Annotated in this window: 17 protein-coding genes and 1 tRNA gene; 14 read left to right on the forward strand and 4 right to left on the reverse strand. The window is 73.5% G+C overall.

Features of this window, described 5'->3' with window-relative positions; all coding sequences use genetic code 11:
- Positions 1–261: 261 nt before the first annotated feature.
- A complete protein-coding gene (locus ACE1OC_RS26595) occupies positions 262–687 on the forward strand; it encodes a phospholipase (protein ID WP_407841687.1) in 426 nt (141 codons plus the stop codon).
- A 59-nt stretch (positions 688–746) separates the two neighbouring features.
- Here ACE1OC_RS26595 and ACE1OC_RS26600 read toward each other — a convergent pair whose 3' ends face one another.
- Positions 747–1,607 carry a LysR family transcriptional regulator gene (locus ACE1OC_RS26600; protein ID WP_407839130.1) on the reverse strand — a complete coding sequence of 287 codons (861 nt, stop codon included), beginning with the start codon at positions 1,605–1,607 and terminating at the stop codon, positions 747–749.
- On the opposite strand from ACE1OC_RS26600, the gene ACE1OC_RS26605 reads away from it, so the two are divergent.
- Both ACE1OC_RS26605 and ACE1OC_RS26610 read left to right on the forward strand, forming a co-directional pair.
- Complete coding sequence (locus tag ACE1OC_RS26605) at positions 1,600–2,052, forward strand: nuclear transport factor 2 family protein (RefSeq protein WP_407839131.1); 453 nt, start codon at positions 1,600–1,602, stop codon at positions 2,050–2,052. The genes ACE1OC_RS26600 and ACE1OC_RS26605 overlap by 8 nt on opposite strands.
- Before the next feature lie 236 nt (positions 2,053–2,288).
- Positions 2,289–3,014, forward strand: a complete 726-nt coding sequence (locus ACE1OC_RS26610; protein WP_407839132.1) for a DUF4386 domain-containing protein — start codon at positions 2,289–2,291, stop codon at positions 3,012–3,014.
- A 168-nt stretch (positions 3,015–3,182) separates the two neighbouring features.
- On the opposite strand, the gene ACE1OC_RS26615 is transcribed toward ACE1OC_RS26610, so the two are convergent.
- A tRNA-Arg gene (locus ACE1OC_RS26615) sits at positions 3,183–3,255 on the reverse strand.
- A 323-nt stretch (positions 3,256–3,578) separates the two neighbouring features.
- Between ACE1OC_RS26615 and ACE1OC_RS26620 the strand changes: the two genes are divergently transcribed.
- From ACE1OC_RS26620 to ACE1OC_RS26640, 5 genes are all read left to right on the forward strand, one after another.
- On the forward strand, positions 3,579–5,216 hold the full coding sequence (locus ACE1OC_RS26620; RefSeq protein ID WP_407839133.1) for a dynamin family protein: 1,638 nt from the start codon (positions 3,579–3,581) through the stop codon (positions 5,214–5,216).
- 4 nt (positions 5,217–5,220) lie between these two features.
- Positions 5,221–7,047, forward strand: coding sequence for a GTPase (locus ACE1OC_RS26625; protein WP_407839134.1), 1,827 nt, complete (start codon positions 5,221–5,223; stop codon positions 7,045–7,047).
- A gap of 136 nt (positions 7,048–7,183) precedes the next feature.
- Complete coding sequence (locus ACE1OC_RS26630) at positions 7,184–7,591, forward strand: single-stranded DNA-binding protein (protein WP_407839135.1); 408 nt, start codon at positions 7,184–7,186, stop codon at positions 7,589–7,591.
- Between the two features lie 221 nt (positions 7,592–7,812).
- Positions 7,813–8,997: a thioester domain-containing protein gene (locus ACE1OC_RS26635; RefSeq protein ID WP_407839136.1), complete on the forward strand. Its 1,185-nt coding sequence runs from the start codon at positions 7,813–7,815 to the stop codon at positions 8,995–8,997.
- A gap of 137 nt (positions 8,998–9,134) precedes the next feature.
- A complete protein-coding gene (locus ACE1OC_RS26640; RefSeq protein ID WP_407839137.1) occupies positions 9,135–10,628 on the forward strand; it encodes a bifunctional phosphatase PAP2/diacylglycerol kinase family protein in 1,494 nt (497 codons plus the stop codon).
- 81 nt (positions 10,629–10,709) lie between these two features.
- Here the strand turns inward: ACE1OC_RS26640 and ACE1OC_RS26645 are convergent, their stop codons facing one another.
- Positions 10,710–11,267: a hypothetical protein gene (locus ACE1OC_RS26645; RefSeq protein WP_407839138.1), complete on the reverse strand. Its 558-nt coding sequence runs from the start codon at positions 11,265–11,267 to the stop codon at positions 10,710–10,712.
- Positions 11,268–11,462: 195 nt separating this feature from the next.
- Here ACE1OC_RS26645 and ettA point away from each other — a divergent pair, with 195 nt between their 5' ends.
- Genes ettA through ACE1OC_RS26660 form a run of 3 tightly spaced genes read left to right on the forward strand, consistent with a single transcriptional unit; the run spans position 11,463 to position 14,329 of the window.
- Positions 11,463–13,127, forward strand: a complete 1,665-nt coding sequence (gene ettA, locus ACE1OC_RS26650; protein WP_382975845.1) for an energy-dependent translational throttle protein EttA — start codon at positions 11,463–11,465, stop codon at positions 13,125–13,127.
- 18 nt (positions 13,128–13,145) lie between these two features.
- On the forward strand, positions 13,146–13,619 hold the full coding sequence (locus ACE1OC_RS26655) for an acyl-CoA thioesterase (RefSeq protein WP_407839139.1): 474 nt from the start codon (positions 13,146–13,148) through the stop codon (positions 13,617–13,619).
- A complete protein-coding gene (locus tag ACE1OC_RS26660) occupies positions 13,616–14,329 on the forward strand; it encodes a hypothetical protein (RefSeq protein ID WP_407839140.1) in 714 nt (237 codons plus the stop codon). Before ACE1OC_RS26655 ends, ACE1OC_RS26660 begins: the two co-directional genes overlap by 4 nt.
- A 35-nt stretch (positions 14,330–14,364) precedes the next feature.
- On the opposite strand, the gene ACE1OC_RS26665 is transcribed toward ACE1OC_RS26660, so the two are convergent.
- On the reverse strand, positions 14,365–14,769 hold the full coding sequence (locus ACE1OC_RS26665; protein ID WP_382975836.1) for a globin: 405 nt from the start codon (positions 14,767–14,769) through the stop codon (positions 14,365–14,367).
- Positions 14,770–14,896: 127 nt separating this feature from the next.
- On the opposite strand from ACE1OC_RS26665, the gene ACE1OC_RS26670 reads away from it, so the two are divergent.
- From ACE1OC_RS26670 to ACE1OC_RS26680, 3 genes are read left to right on the forward strand one after another with little or no spacing between them, the layout of a single operon-like run.
- On the forward strand, positions 14,897–15,883 hold the full coding sequence (locus ACE1OC_RS26670) for a methyltransferase domain-containing protein (protein ID WP_407839141.1): 987 nt from the start codon (positions 14,897–14,899) through the stop codon (positions 15,881–15,883).
- Between the two features lie 43 nt (positions 15,884–15,926).
- Positions 15,927–16,304 carry a PadR family transcriptional regulator gene (locus tag ACE1OC_RS26675; protein ID WP_407839142.1) on the forward strand — a complete coding sequence of 126 codons (378 nt, stop codon included), beginning with the start codon at positions 15,927–15,929 and terminating at the stop codon, positions 16,302–16,304.
- Entirely contained in the window at positions 16,301–17,176 is an 876-nt protein-coding gene (locus ACE1OC_RS26680) for a hypothetical protein (protein WP_407839143.1), read from the forward strand. Before ACE1OC_RS26675 ends, ACE1OC_RS26680 begins: the two co-directional genes overlap by 4 nt.
- Positions 17,177–17,227: the final 51 nt, after the last annotated feature.

Here is a 17,227-nt window from a genome sequence, read left to right on the forward strand (position 1 = left end):
CTCTGCCGGAAGAGTGACATCGGCTCATACCTGAGTCCCGGTCCGGGCCTCCGCCGGCCCTCCGGCCGAGCCACGGGTCCCTCCCGAGACGGATACCGGGCGCCCGCGCGTACCGCCCCGACACCCGTGATGGCGCGCCTCGTTAGAGGACGCGTGCCCCACCCCCCAGCCCCAGCCCCCGCCGCACCGGCCCCCACCCCCGCCCGCACCCACACCCCCACCCGGACCGGAGCCCGCCTGTCCGCTCTCGTCTCCGGCGCCGTGGCCGCCGTACTGGCCCTCGCGCCACCGGCGTTCGCGGCTCGGCAGGCCCCGCTGGTTCCGCAGGACAAGCCGCAGGTGCTGAGCGGCTGGACGCAGCCGGGCGCGGCCAGCCAGGACGCCTGGACCGCGGCGCGCGACAACCGGGCCGAGTGGGATCCGTACGGCTTCGACTGGTCCACGGACTACTGCACCACGTCCCCGGACAACCCCTTCGGGTTCCCCTTCCGAACGGCCTGCGCACGACACGACTTCGGCTACCGCAACTACAAGGCGGCGGGGGAGTTCCAGGCGGCCAAGCCCCGGCTGGACGAGATGTTCCACGCCGACCTGAAGCGGGTCTGCGCCCGCTACTCGGGCGCCCGCAAGGCCTCGTGCGAGGGCACCGCGTGGACCTACTACCAGGCTGTCAAGGCCTTCGAGTAGCCCTCAGGGCGTGAGCCACCGGCGTCGTCCGGTGTGGTCACAGTGAGATGGGGCCGACGTCAGCGGCGGTCCGGGCCAGTGCGCGGATGGTGGGGCTGTCGGCGGTGGAGCGCCAGATCAGGGCCAACTGGAGGTCGGGGGGCGTCGTGGAGGGGCACGAAGGCGATGCCGGGGTGGGTGTTGTAGCGAGCGGCGAGCACGCCCAGCGGGTGGACGCACAGTCCGGCGGCCACCAGGGCAAGGATCTCGTGGAAGGTGTGCGCGGCGGGGCCGCGGGGGATCCGGCGGCCGAGCGGTGTGCGTGTGGGGACCATGGACGCGATCCAGTACTCGGGTGCGTCGGGGCCGAGGTCGGCGACGCGGTTGTCGGCGAGATCTTCCAGGGACGCAGCGCCGAGACCAGCCAGTGGATGCCCTGCCGGCACGGCCAGAACGCGGCCTCCGGTGGCCACGGTGGGGCCGATGGTGAGGTCCGGTTCGGCCACGGGCAGCCACAGCACGTTCACATCCGTCTCTCCGGTGCGCAGGGAGGTGAACGGGTCGCTGCCCACGACTTCGGTGAACTGCACGTCGCTGCCGGGATGGCGGCTGCGGAACGCGTCGAGGTGGGGGCGCAGTTCGTAGCCGAGCATGCCGATGACGCCCAGCCGCACCCGGCCCGCGCCCAAACCGGCCGCCCCGGCGCGGGCGAGTCCCGCTTGGAGGAGGTCGTGGGCCTCCTGCAGATCTTCGCGGAGGCGTCGGCCGACCGGGGTCAGGGCCACGCGCCGGCTGGTGCGGTCGAACAGTGCCGCGCCGATGCGCCGCTCCTGCTTGCTGATGGCCTGACTGATGAACAAGCCGACGAGCACCCCGATGAACAAGCCGACGAGCACTCCGATCAGCAAGCCGACGAGCAACCCGAGCCACCCGATGAGCATCCCTCCGGCCATCGCTGACCGCTTCGAGATCGAAGCGCTGCGCGGCGAGCTCAGCGATGCGGTGATGATGCGCGACTACGACCGCGTCGCATCGCTGTTCACACCCGCCGGCGCACTGCGGTGGCCGCACATCGGCAAGGAGTTCGTCGGCCGGGACGAGATCCGGGACGGGATCGAGTGGGGGCAGGGCCTTTGGGGGTTCTTCGTGCAGAACGTCCACCCCGGCACCGTCCAGTTGGACGGTGACACCGCGGTCGGTCGTGCGTACGTCCAGGAGTTCGGGCGCATGCGCGACGGCAGCTCACACTCGAACTTCGCCGTGTACCACGACCGATACCAGCGCACCCCCGGCGGCTGGAAGTTCGCCGAGCGCGTCTATGAGGTCAGATACCTCGACTCCACCCCCCTGGCGGGCTCGCCGCTCCCCGTAGCGCCCGCGGCCTGACGGCTGCCCCGCCGCAGTGGAGGGCCACCCCGCGGAACCGGGGTGGCTGCTGCGGGACTTCGCGCCCGTCCCGGTGCGGGTACTCCCCGCAGAGCAGCGGCACCGCCTCCCGCCGCCGGACGACCACGGCGCTGCGCGGCGGCAATCTGACTGTCACCGGGGCCCCTGCCCGCACCGCCCGCAGGTGTCCCACGCCGAAGCCCTTCACCGACTTCACCGATGACCCAGGAGCCGTCATGTCCACATCACTGCATGAGCCCCACGCGGCCCCGCTCCGGGGCGCGGCCCCGGGCCCGCGCGGCGCCGTCGCGCTGCTCACCGTCTCGCTCTCCTACGCCGCACTCACCGCTGTGTACGTCGTCACCAACCGCGCCGCCCCGCGGCCCGGCACCCCCGGCCGCGACATCCTGAGCCAGTACGTGCGCGACCACGGCGCAGCGATCGACCTGGGAGCCTTCCTGCTGCTCGTCGCCGCCGCGCTCATGGTGCCCGCCGCCGCCATCCTGGCCCGGCTGGTGCGGCGGGGGCAGGGGCCGGGGCAGGATCAAGGCGCCTCCCCGGCGACGGCATTCGCCGGCGGACTGCTGGCCAGTGGCGCGCTGGCCTGCAGTGCCGCGCTCAGCTGGACCCTCGGCCGGCTTCCGCAAGAGGCGCCCGCGGCCTTGGCCCGCACCCTGGCGGACCTTTCCTTCCTCGCCGGTGGTCTCGGGTACGCCGTGTCCTTCGCCCTCCTGGCGGGAGGTGCCTGCCTGGCGGCCCGCGGGAGCGGGCTCCTGCCACGCGCCTGCGTCGCCACCGGGCTCGTCATCGCCGCCGCCGGACTGGCCGCCGCCCTCACGCTCATCGTCTTCGGCTTCAGCTACCTGCTGCCCGTCGTCCGATTCGGCGGCACGGCATGGCTGGTGTGGGCCGCGTTCGTGCTGGCCCGCTCACGCCCGACCGCGCCGGGGGTGAACGCCTGACCGCCGCCTCGCCGTTCGGCCGGACCTCCGACCCCGCCGCAAGGGGTGGTGAGGGGGTCAAGGGGTGGCGATGGGGCTTACGTCAACGCTACGGAGGTCGCGCTAAAGTGCCGCTGACCTGGGCGGGAGCCCTCCGGGGAGACAGTCCTCCGGATGGTGGGAAAGAAGTGCCCCCGGCAGGACTCGAACCTGCGGCCAAGTGCTTAGAAGGCACCTGCTCTATCCACTGAGCTACGGGGGCCGGAAGGTGGCCGTGGTGGCCTGGAGCCCCGGGATGGGGGTGGGGCTGTGGTCCGTGCCGGGTCAAGGATAGGGCTCCGGTTGCCTTGTCCCGGTTGCTTCACTCGCGTGCCACGATGTGGAGGTTCGGTGAAGCGGTCCCGATAATCGCAGGCAGGTGCGATTCTCGCACCGCTTTTGCGCCGTGGCGCCCTGGGTGTTGTGCACTCGTTATGCCTGCGCCCCACTCGTCCGCTGTGTCCGGGATGTGCCGCTGGAGTAGCGCTCGGCGCGCAGAGGACGTATAAGCTTCAAAAATGCTCCTAAATTGGGCATTCTTCGCATGTGGTGACCTTGGATGTTCGGCCTCAGCTGCTCGATGCCCTGTCCGCCCTGCGCGACCGGGTCGCGTCCGTGCGTCTGCCGCTGCCCCTGCCCGGCGCCCCCCGCGCCCGCCAGACCAGAGCGGAGCTGCTCGCGCAGCTCGACGACTACCTCGTACCCCGGCTGAAGGCGCCGGAGGCGCCGCTGCTCGCCGTCGTCGGCGGGTCCACCGGGGCCGGTAAGTCCACCCTCGTCAATTCCCTCGTGGGGCGCCAAGTGAGTGAAGCCGGAGTGCTCCGGCCCACGACGCGCACCCCCGTCCTCGTCTGCCATCCGGATGACCACCACTGGTTCGCCGGGGTGCGGGTGCTGCCCGATCTGATGCGGGTCTGGGCCCCCCAGGACGACGAGGACACCCCCGTGTCCGCCCGCAAGTCCGCACACCGGCCGGGCGACCGGCACGGGCGTGGGTACCCGCCCACCCCCCGCGAGGTGCGGATCGAGACCGTCTCCACCCTGCCCCGCGGCCTCGCCATCCTCGACGCCCCCGACATCGACTCCCTGGTGGTCGACAACCGCACCCTCGCCGCCCAGCTCATCTGCGCCGCGGACGTCTGGGTCATGGTCACCACCGCCTCGCGGTACGCCGATGCCGTGCCCTGGCACCTCCTGCGCACCGCCAAGCAGTACAAGGCCACCCTCGTCACCGTCCTCGACCGGGTCCCGCACCAGGTGCTCGCCGAGGTCTCCCGCCAGTACGGGGCCCTGCTCACGCGGGCCGGGCTCGGCGAGGTGCCCCGGTTCACGGTGCCCGAGCTGCCCGAATCGGCCGGCGGGGGCGGGCTGCTGCCCGCCAGCGCCGTGGCCCCGCTGTTCGCCTGGCTCGCGCACCACGCGCAGGACCCGGCCGCCCGCCAGTACGCCGTCGGGCGCACCGCACTCGGCGCGCTCGACTCCCTCGGGCGCCGGATGCCGGAGCTCGCCTCGGCCGTCGCGGCCCAGCACGCCGCCGCCGTACGGCTGACCTTCGCCGTCGAGGACGCCTACAAGCGGGAGGGCAAGCGGGTCCGGGGCCGCCTGGACCGGGGCGCCGTACTCGCCGGGGACGCACTGACCCGCTGGCGCGGCTACCCCCTCGACACCAGCGCCGACGAACTGCTCGACTCCCTCGCGGAATCCCTCGCGGCGCTGCTCCAGTGCGCCGTCGCCGCCGCCGACGAACGCATCGCGGAGGCCTGGCGGCGCGAGCCCGCCGCCGGCGCGGTGTCCCTGCCGGCCCCCGACCGGGAGGCGGCGGAACGTATCGGCATGGCCGTACGCCGCTGGCGGCGCGTGCTGGAGGAACTCGCCGAGGAAGAGGTCGCGCGGCTCGACAAGCAGCCCGCGCCCGACCCCGACGGGGTCGCCGCCCTGCTGGTCGCGGCCCTCCTCGGCGGCAAGCGGGCCCGGCCGGCCGGGGAGAAGCTCGCCGAGCGGATCGGAGTACAGGCCGCCGTACGCCTGCGCGACCGGGGCGGCGAGCTCGTCGCCGAGCACCTCGACCAGGTGCTGCGCGCCGAACGCGACCGCCGCCTCGCCCCGATCGAAGCGCTCGAAGTGAGTCCCGAACCCCAGGCCGAGCTGATCGCCGCGCTGTCCGTACTGCAGAAGGAGAGGTGACGCGGTGACCGCCCTGACCGACCGCACCGACGACCGCTGGGACGACGGACTGATCGCCCGCTCGCGCCCCCGGACCAGCGAGGACGACTGGCCCGCGAGCGGTGACGAGGAGGGCGACGAAGCACTCGTACGGGCGGTTTCCGGCGCCGGAAGCGACGGCGGCAAGGCCCCCGCGCCCCCGCTCAGCCCCGAGGCGCAGGCCCTGCGGGTCCGCCTCGACGCGCTGCGCCAGCTCATCGGGCTGTCCCGGACCAGGATCCTCGACGGAAAGACCCTCGCCGAAGCCGGACGCGTCCTGGACGAGGCGGCCGCGCGCCGCGGGCTGTCGGCGCAGCACACGGTCGTCGCCATCGCCGGAGCCACCGGAAGCGGCAAGTCCACGCTCTTCAACTCACTCGCCGGAGTCCAGATCTCCGAGACCGGGCTGCGCAGGCCGACGACCGCCGCGCCCATCGCGTGCAGCTGGTCCGACGGCGCCGCGGGACTGCTGGACCGGCTGGAGATCCCCGGACGGCTGCGCCGCCGCCCCCGAGAGACCTCGGAGGCCGAGGTGCTGCGCGGCATGGTCCTCGTCGACCTGCCCGACCTGGACTCGGCCGTCGGAGCCCACCGCGACCACGTGGACCGGGTACTGGCGCTGGTCGACGCGGTGGTGTGGGTGGTGGACCCGGAGAAGTACGCGGACGCCGTCCTGCACGAGCGCTACCTGCGCCCGCTGGCCGGGCACGCCGAGGTGACCTTCGTCGTGCTCAACCAGGTGGACCGGCTGCCGGGAGAGGCCGCCGATCTCGTACTGGACGACCTGCGCCGGCTCCTCGACGACGACGGGATCGCACTCGGCGAACACGGCGAGCCGGGGGCCACCGTCATCGGACTTTCCGCCCTTACGGGTGAAGGCGTCGGGGAACTGCGCGAGATGCTCGGACAGTTCACCCAGGAGAAGGGCGCCGCGACCCGCCGCATCTCCGCCGATGTCGACAAGGCCGCGGCCCGCCTGCGGCCGCTCTACGTGGCCGACGGCCACGCCGGGCCGGAGATCGGGGAGACCGCGCGCGCCGAGTTCGAGGACCGACTCGCAGAAGCGGTCGGGGCGTACGCGGCCGGGCTCGCCGCCGAGCGGGCCTGGCGGCGCAACGCCGGAAAGGCCTGCGGCACCCCGTGGCTGCGCCTGTGGCGGTGGTACGAGAGCCGGCGCTCACCACGCTCGCTGGCTGGCCTCGCCGCCCTGGCGGCGATCGGGCGTTCCCCGATGGCGTCCGAAGTGCCGGTCGAGGAAGAGGTGACGGCCCGCCAGCGGGTGGAACAGGCCGTACGGACCGTCGCCGACGAGGCGGTCCGCGGGCTGCCCGACCCCTGGGCACAGGCCGTACGGGAGACCGCGGTCCGCGGCGCCGAAGGGCTCCCCCAGGCGCTGGACGAGATCGCGGTGACCCTAGGGCCGGCCGTCGCGGTGCCCAGCACCCGCCCGCCGCGGCCCTCGTGGTGGCCGGCGGCGGTGCTGGCACAGGCCGCCATGACCCTGCTCCAGATCTACGGCGGGCTGTGGCTGGTCGGGCAGATCGCCGGGGTGCTGGAGCCGAGCCTGATGCCGCCGGTCCTGCTGATGGTGGCCGGCATCATCGGCGGACCCCTCGTGGAGTGGGCCTGTTCGATCGGGGCCAGGGGTCCGGCGCGACGCTACGGGCAGGACGCGGAGCGGCGGCTGCGCGAGGCGGCGGCAGGCTGCGGCCGGGCCCGGGTGCTGGAGCCGGTGGCGGCGGAGCTGCTGCGCTACCGCGAGGTGCGCGAGCAGTACGCGACGGTGGCGAAGTTGTCCACAAGCCGTCAGTAGTCCACAGGCGCCGACGGGTTCCGGCCGCCCGGGCCAGCATGGTCGTACCCCGCGCGGATGGGCCGGGCGGGTACGGAATGCGGGTCGCAGCGGTGCGCGGTCGAGCGCGCCGCCGGACCCCGGAAGGGCGGCCGGGATGAACGACACCCAGGTGACGCTGGTGGGCTACGTGGCCACGCAGATCGACTACAAGGACACGGCGAGCGGCCCGGCGGCCCGGTTCCGCTTCGCGGTCACCCCGAGGTACTACGACCGGAAGAAGGAGACCTGGGCGGACGCGCCCACGAGCTTCTACACGGTGTGGGCCCGGCGCGGCCTCGCCGTGAACCTCGCCGGATCGGTCTCCGTCGGTGAACCGCTGGTCGTCCACGGAAGGCTGCGGGTGCGGGAGGACCCGCCCGACGGGGAGGGCAACCGGTGGTTCTCGGCCGACATCGACGCGACCGCCATCGGGCACGACCTGAACCGCGGCACGGCGGCCTTCCGGCGGGTGGTCAGGACGGACGTACCCCTGATGGCCCCTCAGAAGGCGGCGGTGGTCTGAGTGTTCGAGGAGGCTAGGATTCCCCGGTACTCACGGGCACCTGGGCCTTCGGCCCGAAGGGGAAGACTGTGTCGATTGCCGTTCCCGCACCCTCCGCTCCTACCGCCGCCATGGGCATGGCTCCTGTCGGCACTCCTGGCAGCGCTCCGCTTCCCCCTGCCGGGCAGGCCTGCGACGCACCAGCGACCCGCACCACGGCCGCCGCGGCCATACGGGGCTCCGTGCGGCGGCCGATCGCGGTGGCCCTGCTCGCCGCCGCGCTGGCCGCGGCGCCGGGTGCGATCGCGGCCGCCGACGCCGGCCCGGCCGCACCCCGGACGCCGGAGGGAGCGAGCGCCGTCCTGGACGGGCTGAAGACGTACGGACAGGCCGTCCTGCGCGGCACGGACGGGACAGCGCGCCAGATCCCGGCGGGACTGTACGAGATGCGGGTCGACGGCGGCGGCATGCTCCAGACGTACGGGGTCGGCGTCGCGGGCGATGCGCAGCCCCAGGCCCGGTTCACGGAGATCGGCTGGAGCGGCACGCCGCTCGCCGGGAACGGCGAGGCGGGCCGGATCCGCTGGGTGCTGGAGCACTCCTACCCCCAGCTGAACGATCTGGCCGGACTGGCCAAGGCGGCCGGAGCCGCGGCGCTCACCGCGGAGAACGCGGCGGCCGGGACCCAGGTGGCCATCTGGCGTCTGGCCGAGGGCGCACGGGTGGAGGCCGTCGACCCGCAGGCGGAGAAGCTGGCCGACTACCTGCAGCGGGAGGCGCGCCGGCTGCCCGAACCGCCGGCGTCGCTCGCGGTGGATCCCGGCGAGGTGTCGGGGCCGCTGGGCACCCGGATCGGGCCGGTCACCGTGCGGACGGGTGCGCAGAGCGTGAGCGTGACCCCGGACGCGGCGGCCGTGGCCATGGGGGTGCGGGTGGTGGACGCCCAGGGCCTGCCGGTCACCTCGGCGGTCAACGGGGGGAAGCTGTTCTTCGAGGTGCCGGAAGGGACACCGGACGGCAGCGTCGAGATCACCCTTCGCGGATCCACCCGCGTGCCGGTCGGGCGGGTCTTCACCAGCGGGGTCCCGGCGCAGGTGCAGATCGTGGCCGGCTCCAGCGAGTCCGCCGCGGTGGCCACGGCGAAGGCGACCTGGCCGCGGCTCCCCGTCGCTCAGCCGGCCGACGACGCGGCGGCGGCGTCGGGCGGGGCGATGACGGCGCTGGGCGCGCTGTCGGAACCCGCCTCGCCCTTGGACTCGGACAGCTCCGAGGAGCGGCTGGCCGCCAGCGGCAGCTCGGCGGCCACCCCGGTGATCGCCTCCCTGGCGGTGGGCCTGGTCGTCCTGGGCGGCCTGGTCGTCCTCCTCCTGCGCAAGCGCCCCCTGGAGGACGGCCCCGCTCCGGACCGGACGCCGGACCCGGAGTAGGACCGGGCCGGGGAGCCGGCACTCCCCGGCTGGGCCCGGCCGGACCCCGCCCGGGACCACGGGGCCGATGCCCGGCCCGGAGCGCGCGTCCCGGGGTGGGACTGATTCGGATGTCAGGGGCCGGGTAGAGGCAGGGGATGGCTGATCAAGAACTGACCTGGCGGGGCGCGGTCGCACGAGGGGACCGGCTGCTCTTCGACGTCGTGGCCCGGCGGCACTGGCCCGGGGCCGACCGGGTGCTGCCGCGGCTCGGCCGGGCGGCGAACCACGGGCTGCTGTGGGGCGGGGCCGCCGCGGGGATCGCCGTCCTCGGCTCGGCCGGGGCCCGCAAGGCAGCCGTGCGCGGGGCCGTGTCGCTGGCACTGGCCTCCGCGACCATCAACACCGTCGGCAAATGGTCCGTGCGCAGGCCGCGCCCGGTGCTGGACGGGGTGCCCGCCGCGCGGCAGCTCAGCACGCAGCCGCGTACCACCTCCTTCCCCTCGGGGCACGCCGCGTCCGCGTTCGCCTTCACCGCCGGGGTGGCGCTGGAGTCCCCGCTCCTGGGCGCGGCACTGGCCCCCGTCGCCGTCTCCGTCGCCTTCTCCCGCGTGTACACGGGGGTCCACTACCCCTCGGACGTACTCGCGGGCGCGGCGCTCGGCGTGGCGGCCGGGTTCGTCGTGCGCCGCCTCACCCGGGACGCCGTGGAAGCCCGGATCACGCCGGGCGACGAGCGGCCCGCCGCGGGGGTGCCCTCGCTGCCCGACGGAGCCGGGCTCACGGTGGTGGTCAACACCGGGTCGGGCACGGCCGCGACGGCGGGGCTCGACGTACTGCTGCGCGAGCGGCTGCCGAAGGCCGAGCTCGTCCTGTGCGAGGGCCCGGAGCTCACCGCCGAACTGGCCTCGGCCGCCGAGCGGGCCACCGTCCTCGGGGTGTGCGGCGGCGACGGCACGGTCAACGCCGCCGCCACCGCCGCGCTGCGCGCCGGGATCCCCCTGGCGGTGTTCCCCGGCGGCACGCTCAACCACTTCGCGCTCGACCTCGGCCTCGCGGGAGCCGAAGACACCTGCCGGGCCGTGGCGGCCGGTCACGCGGTCCACATCGGCGTCGGCCGCTTCACCCCGGGTCCCGGCCCGGACCCCGAGGACACCAGGGCCGGGTACTTCCTGAACAACTTCAGCATCGGGGCCTACCCGGAGCTGCTCGGCCACCGGCTCCGCTGGGCCCCCCGGATCGGCGGCGGCCCCGCCGCCCTGCTGGCGGCGTACCGGGTGCTGCGCGCGGAGCGCCCCGTACGGCTCAAGCTCGCCGGGAAGCCGCGCAGCGTCTGGCTGCTCTTCGCGGGCAACGGCACCTACCAGGGCACGGGTCCGGCGCCCCGCTCCCGCAAGAGCCTCGGCGAGGGCCTGCTCGACGTCCGCCTGGTCCACGGCGGCGGCCGCCCCGGCCCCCGCCTGCTCGCCGCCGCCTTCGCGGGCCCGCTGACCCGCTCCCCGGTCCACGTCGCCACCCGGCTGCGCAGCCTGCGCGTGAGCGACATTCCCGCCGGCACCCCGCTCGCCTACGACGGCGAGTACGCCCAGGCCCCCACCGCCCTGGTCCTGGACGACCTCCCGGACGCCCTCACCGTCTACCGCCCCCGCTGAGCCCCGCCCGGAAACCCGTGTCGCCCGGAAACCCGTGTCGCCCGGGAATCCATGTCGCCCGGGGCCCGGCGCCGTGCCCGCTCAGACCATGCCGAGATCCGCACGCATGGCGCCCCGCATCACGTCCGAGCGCTCCGTGAGCCTGAGCAGCTCGGCGTGGATCTCCTCGAAGGAGCAGTCAGGGCCCGGAGCGCCCTCTGCCAGCCGCATCGTGCGGGCGTAGGCCCCCGCCATGCCCCGGGTCATCGAGTCCAGCTCCGCAAGGACGGCGGCGGAGGCGATCATCTGTGCCTCCGCAAAGGCGGCGTGATGGCCTCCCCGGGCCTCCTCCAGTGCCGCCCGTGCGGGTGCGGGCGGCACTGGAGGATCGTCCTGCGCGTTGTGGACGAGCCAGAGGAAGGACATGAGCGCGATCCGGTAGCGCCGGTACGCGGCGTTCGTCGCCGCGTAGCACTCCCGCCTGCGGTCGCGCTCCGCCAGCTGCTGCTCCCGGGCCCACCCCAGCTGCGCGACCCGTTGCTCCCGCTCGAACTGCGCCGCCTGCACCCGCGCCAGCATCCGCTGCGAAAGCACCGTCGCCAGCAACGTCCCGGCCACACCGACCACGGCCGCGCCGAGCGCGATCAGTCCGCTGTCCATACGTCCCCCCACCTCGGCCGCAGCCCCCCGGCCGCGCCCTCCTCGGTGGCATCTTGCCGTGCGGGACAAGGCCTCGGGGGGCTTTCGGAGGCACCGGTCGGGTGGCCTCGGGGCCGAACGGGTTTCCCCCCGGGGATGGACGTCAGGCAAGATGGGGTGTATCTGCCCACCCATCGATCTGCCGGACGGTTTCTCTTGGCTGAGTTCATCTACACCATGCGCAAGACGCGCAAGGCGCACGGCGACAAGGTGATTCTTGATGACGTCACCCTGAACTTCCTGCCCGGCGCGAAGATCGGTGTGGTCGGCCCGAACGGTGCCGGTAAGTCCACCGTCCTCAAGATCATGGCGGGGCTGGAGCAGCCGTCCAACGGCGACGCCTTCCTGTCTCCCGGCTTCACCGTCGGCATCCTCATGCAGGAGCCCAAGCTCGACGAGTCCAAGACGGTCCTGGAGAACGTCCAGGACGGCGCGGCCGACATCATGGCCAAGCTGAAGCGCTTCAACGAGGTCGCCGAGGAAATGGCGACCGATTACACCGACGCGCTCATGGACGAGATGGGCAAGCTCCAGGAGATCCTGGACCACACCAACGCCTGGGACCTCGACGCCCAGCTGGAGCAGGCCATGGACGCCCTGGGCTGCCCGCCCGGCGACTGGCCCGTCACCAACCTCTCCGGTGGCGAGAAGCGCCGCGTCGCGCTCTGCAAGCTGCTGATCGAGGCCCCGGACCTGCTCCTCCTCGACGAGCCCACCAACCACCTCGACGCCGAGTCGGTGAACTGGCTGGAGCAGCACCTTTCGCAGTACAAGGGCTGCGTCATCGCCGTGACCCACGACCGGTACTTCCTGAACAACGTCGCCGAGTGGATCCTGGAGCTCGACCGCGGCCGCGCCATCGCCTACGAGGGCAACTACTCCACGTACCTGGAGAAGAAGGCCACCCGTCTCAAGGTCGAGGGCCGCAAGGACGAGAAGCGCCAGAAGCGCCTCAAGGAAGAGCTGGAGTGGGTCCGCTCCAACGCCAAGGGCCGTCAGACCAAGTCCAAGGCCCGCCTCGCCCGCTACGAGGAGATGGCCGCCGAGGCGGACAAGATGCGGAAGCTGGACTTCGAGGAGATCCAGATCCCGCCGGGCCCGCGTCTGGGCTCGATCGTGGTCGAGGTCAACAACCTCTCCAAGGCCTTCGGTGACAAGGTCCTCATCGACGACCTGTCCTTCACGCTGCCGCGCAACGGCATCGTGGGCATCATCGGCCCCAACGGCGCCGGCAAGACCACGCTCTTCAAGATGATCCAGGGCCTGGAGACGCCGGACTCCGGCGCCATCAAGGTCGGCGAGACCGTCAAGATCTCGTACGTCGACCAGTCCCGCGCCAACATCGACCCCAAGAAGACCCTCTGGGCCGTCGTGTCGGACGAGCTGGACTACATCAACGTCGGCCAGGTCGAGATGCCGTCCCGCGCGTACGTCAGCGCCTTCGGCTTCAAGGGCCCGGACCAGCAGAAGCCGGCCGGCGTCCTGTCCGGTGGTGAGCGCAACCGCCTCAACCTGGCGCTGACGCTCAAGGAGGGCGGCAACCTGCTGCTCCTCGACGAGCCCACCAACGACCTCGACGTCGAGACCCTGTCCTCGCTCGAGAACGCGCTCCTCGAATTCCCGGGTGCGGCCGTGGTCATCTCCCACGACCGCTGGTTCCTGGACCGGGTCGCCACGCACATCCTGGCGTACGAGGGCGACTCCAAGTGGTACTGGTTCGAAGGCAACTTCGAGTCCTACGAGAAGAACAAGATCGAGCGCCTGGGCGCGGACGCGACCCGTCCGCACCGTGCCACCTACAAGAAGCTCACCCGAGGCTGAGGGCCGAGGAAACGGGCCATGGCCAGACACCACTACCGATGCCCCCTCCGCTGGGCGGACATGGATGCCTTCGGGCACGTCAACAACGTCGTCTTCCTCCGCTATCTGGAGGAGGCGCGGATCGACTTCATGTTCCGCCTCGCGCCGGGGGAGGGCAGTGAGTCCTTCACGGGCGGTTCCGTCGTGGCCCGTCACGAGATCGACTACAAGCTGCCCCTCGTGCACCGGCACGAGCCGGTGCTCATCGAGTCCTGGGTGACCCGGATAGGCGCCGCGTCCCTGACCATCCGCTACGAGGTCAAGGACGAGGCGACCGAGGACGCGCCCGAGACGGTGTACGTGCGCGCCGAGACCGTGGTCGTGCCCTACAACCTCGCCGAGGGGCGGCCCCGCCGCATCACGGCCGAGGAGAAGCTCTTCCTCGAGGAGTACCTGGACGAGCCGAAGGCACAGCCGAAGACCGGCGCTCCCGCCGGGGGCATCGCGGCATGAACGAGCAGCTGCACTTCGCCGACTCCGGGGAGGCGGCGGACCTCGCCGCCTTCCTGGGCCGGCTGGTGCACTACGACCGCGCCGCCGCCGTCCGCCTGCAGGCGCAGGCCGGCGGTGGCGCGGTCGCCGTTTTCGGGCGGCCGCCGTCCTTCGACGTCCTGGCCGTCCGTACGGTGCGGCTCGCCGCGCCCCTCTCCGCTCCGCTCGACCTGACCGTCTCGGCCGGGGAGCTGCTGGAGTCCGTCGACGAGGGCGAGCCGGCCGGCGCCGTCGTCCCCGCGGCCGTCACCGGACCGCCCTGGGCGGGCCTGCTCCCGCCCCGCGGCGGCTGGACCCCGGTGGCCGGGCTGCCCGGTCCCGAGGCGATGGCCAAGGCCCTGGCGGCAGCCGTCGCCGAGTTCCGGGCCCGCGACGAGGCCCTGCCCCCGCAGCACCGGACCCGCTCCGAGCGCGACCGCATCGGCCGCGAAATCTGGTCCCGCACGCTGGGGGACACCGAACTTCCGCTGCGCGCCGTGCACGCCGCGCAGTCCCTGGGCTTCCTGCGGCCCGTACGGTCCACCGTGCCCGCCGCACCCACCCAGCCCGGCGCCCCCGAGCCGGTGGCCCTGTTCGCCTCGGGCGGCTGGCTGCGGCTGCGCACCCCGTACGGTTCCGTGGCCCTGCGCCGCCCGGGCGGTCTCGGCACCCTGCTCGTCCGCCCGATCTAGCCAGCCGCGTACGGGCCGGGGCGCGCACGGGCCGTCTAGCCCGCGGTGTTGATCATCGAGGCGGCGGCGTACGTCAGGTACCGCCACAGCTGCGCCTCGTGCTCCGGCGCGAGGGCGAGCTCGTCCACCGCCACCCGCATGTGCGCCAGCCACGCGTCGTGCGCGGCCGCGTCCACCTGGAACGGCGCGTGCCGCATGCGCAGGCGCGGGTGGCCGCGGTTCTCGCTGTAGGTGTTCGGGCCGCCCCAGTACTGCATCAGGAACAGCGCGAACCGCTCCTCGGCGGGACCGAGGTCCTCCTCCGGGTACATCGGGCGCAGCAGCGGGTCCTCGGCGACCCCCTGGTAGAAGCGGTGGACCAGACGGCGGAAGGTGTCCTCGCCGCCCACCAGTTCGTAGAAGGTCTGCTCCTGGACCGTGCCCCGCGGAATCTCATTCACCCGACCATCGTCTCAGACGCCCGGACGGAGGACCCCGGTCCTAGGACCTCCGGGACCCTGCCCCGCACGACCGCGCTGCGACCGCAGCGCGGTCGCACCCGGGCGGCGTCTGCAGGACAGTGGAGGCATGGGCGCACACGCCGAGGTACGCGACATGCGGGAGACCGCGCACGCAGCCCAGGTGCGGGAGCTGACCGCAGCCGGGGCGCTGGAGGATCCGCGCTGGAGGGCGGCCTTCGCCGCCGTGCCCCGGCACGTGTTCGTGCCGTACTACTACACCGGCCGCGGCGCCGGACACGAGCGGCTCTGGGCCGAGGACCCCGACCCCGAACAGCGGGCCCGCTGGCTGCGCGGGGTCTACACCGACGCCCCGCTCGCCACCCGGCTGCGCGACGGCGAACTGGTCTCCTCCAGCAGCCAGCCCTCGCTGATGGCCAAGATGCTGGAGGCCCTGGACGTGCGCGACGGGGACCACGTGCTGGAGATCGGCGCGGGCACCGGCTACAACGCGGCCCTGCTCTGCCACCGGCTCGGCGACGACCTGGTCACCAGCGTGGACCTGGACGAGGAGATCACCGAGTCGGCGCGCGCACACCTGGACCGGCTCGGCTACCACCCGACCGTGGTCACCGGTGACGGGGCGCGCGGCTGCCCCGCCCGGGCCCCCTTCGACCGGATCCTGGTGACCTGCACGATCCCGCTGATCCCGCCCGCCTGGCTGGGCCAGTGCCGGCCCGGGGCCCGGATCCTGGCCCCGCTGTCGACCGGGCTGATCGCGCTCACGGTGCGGGACGCCGCGTTCGCCGAGGGCCGCTTCCTGCACACCTCGGCCTACTTCGTGCCCCTGCGCGGGGCCACGGCCGCGCCGCCGGGCACGTACGGGATGTCGCAGGGGATCCCGTACGAGCTGGTGGAGAACGAGCGGTTCCAGTTCATGCTCGTGCTCACCTCGGGCGCCCTGCACCCGCGGGAGGCGCTGGACCTGTGGCGGCGCGAGGGCCGGCCGGCGCGCGAGCGCTTCGGGGTGACGGTCGGCCCCGAGGGGCAGTGGTCCTGGCTCGATGATCCCCAGGGGCCCTACGTGTGGCCCCTGGGGGAGCCCGCACCTGCATAGGTCGGCTGTCGACATATGTCGGCTGCCGAGCTATGGTGCGGGTGTGAATGATCAAGCTCTTCGCGAGCCGACCCTGCTGATCCTCACGGCGATCGCCGATGCCCCGCGGCACGGATACGCGATCGCCCAGGAGGTCGAGAAGATTTCGGAAGGCCGCACCAAGATGCGCACCGGAACGCTCTACGGTGCCCTGGAGCGGCTCTTGGAACAAGAACTCATCGCCGTCCACGAGGAAGAGGTGGTCGACGGACGCAGGCGGCGCAGCTACGCGCTCGCCCCGCGCGGGCGGGAGGTCCTGACCGCCGAGGCGGCCCGGCTCGCGCGCACCGCGCAGGAGGCGACCCGGCGGCTGGGGCTCGGTGGGGCAGGGGCCTCCTTCGGCGCCTCCTTCCGCGTCGGCGGCACGGCGGTGGGCACGTGAGCGCGCTGCTGAAGCTGTATCCCGCCGCATACCGGCGGGAGTTCGGTGACGAGATCGCCGACGCGTACCACGAGGCAACGCGAGGGGCGGGGACGCCCGCCCGGGTGCGGGAAGGGGCCGACGTGGCCGGGCACGCCCTGCGCATGCGCCTCGGCCTGGGCTCCGCCGGACGCCCCGGCCGGCTCCTGGCGGCGCTGGCGCCGTTCGCCCTGGTCGCCGTCGGGGCCGCCGCGTCGAGCTGGGCCGGAGTGATGCGCAACGTCTTCCTCGTCGTGCCACTGGACGGGATCGGTCCGGGATTCGTGGGGTTGGTGGCGGCCTACCTCGCCATGGTGTGCGGCGTGTTCCTCGCGCTGGCCGGACGCTGGGCGGCGGGCAGCTGGACCGTGCTGGCGGGAGCGGTCGTGGTGCTCGCGGCCGGTGCGGTCCGGATGGGTCTCGCCTCCATCGGGTTCTCGGCGCTCACCACCGGGCCGATGCTCGTCCTGGCCCTGGTGGCCGTGGCCTGTCCGCCGGACCTGAGGCCCGCTCCCCGTGTCCGCACGCGGGCCGGAGTGCTCGCGGTGATGGCGTGGACGCTGGTGCTGACGAGCGCGGTGATGCTGCTCCCGCTGGTGTACCCCTCCACCCAGCTGCGCTTCGTCGTGCCGGTGGCCGCCGGACTGCTGCTGGCCGGACGCCACGCGTTCGCCCGGCTGCGCACCGCGCCGGCCGTCCTCCTCGCGGGACTGCCGTTCCTGTACTTCGGCGCCATGCCCGGGACCCTGCTCCCGCTCGCGCTGACCGTTCTGCTGCTCCTGCTGCTGGTCGCCGCCGTGGTCGTGAGCGTGCGGCGCCGACGGGGCGCGCGGGACCCGCTGGTCGGCGGCTAGGCGGGCCGGGTCGGCCGACAGCGGTCCGAACGCGACGAAGGCCCCCGGTGT

This window comes from Streptomyces stoeckheimensis, assembly GCF_045822005.1.
Lineage (GTDB): Bacteria > Actinomycetota > Actinomycetes > Streptomycetales > Streptomycetaceae > Streptomyces > Streptomyces stoeckheimensis.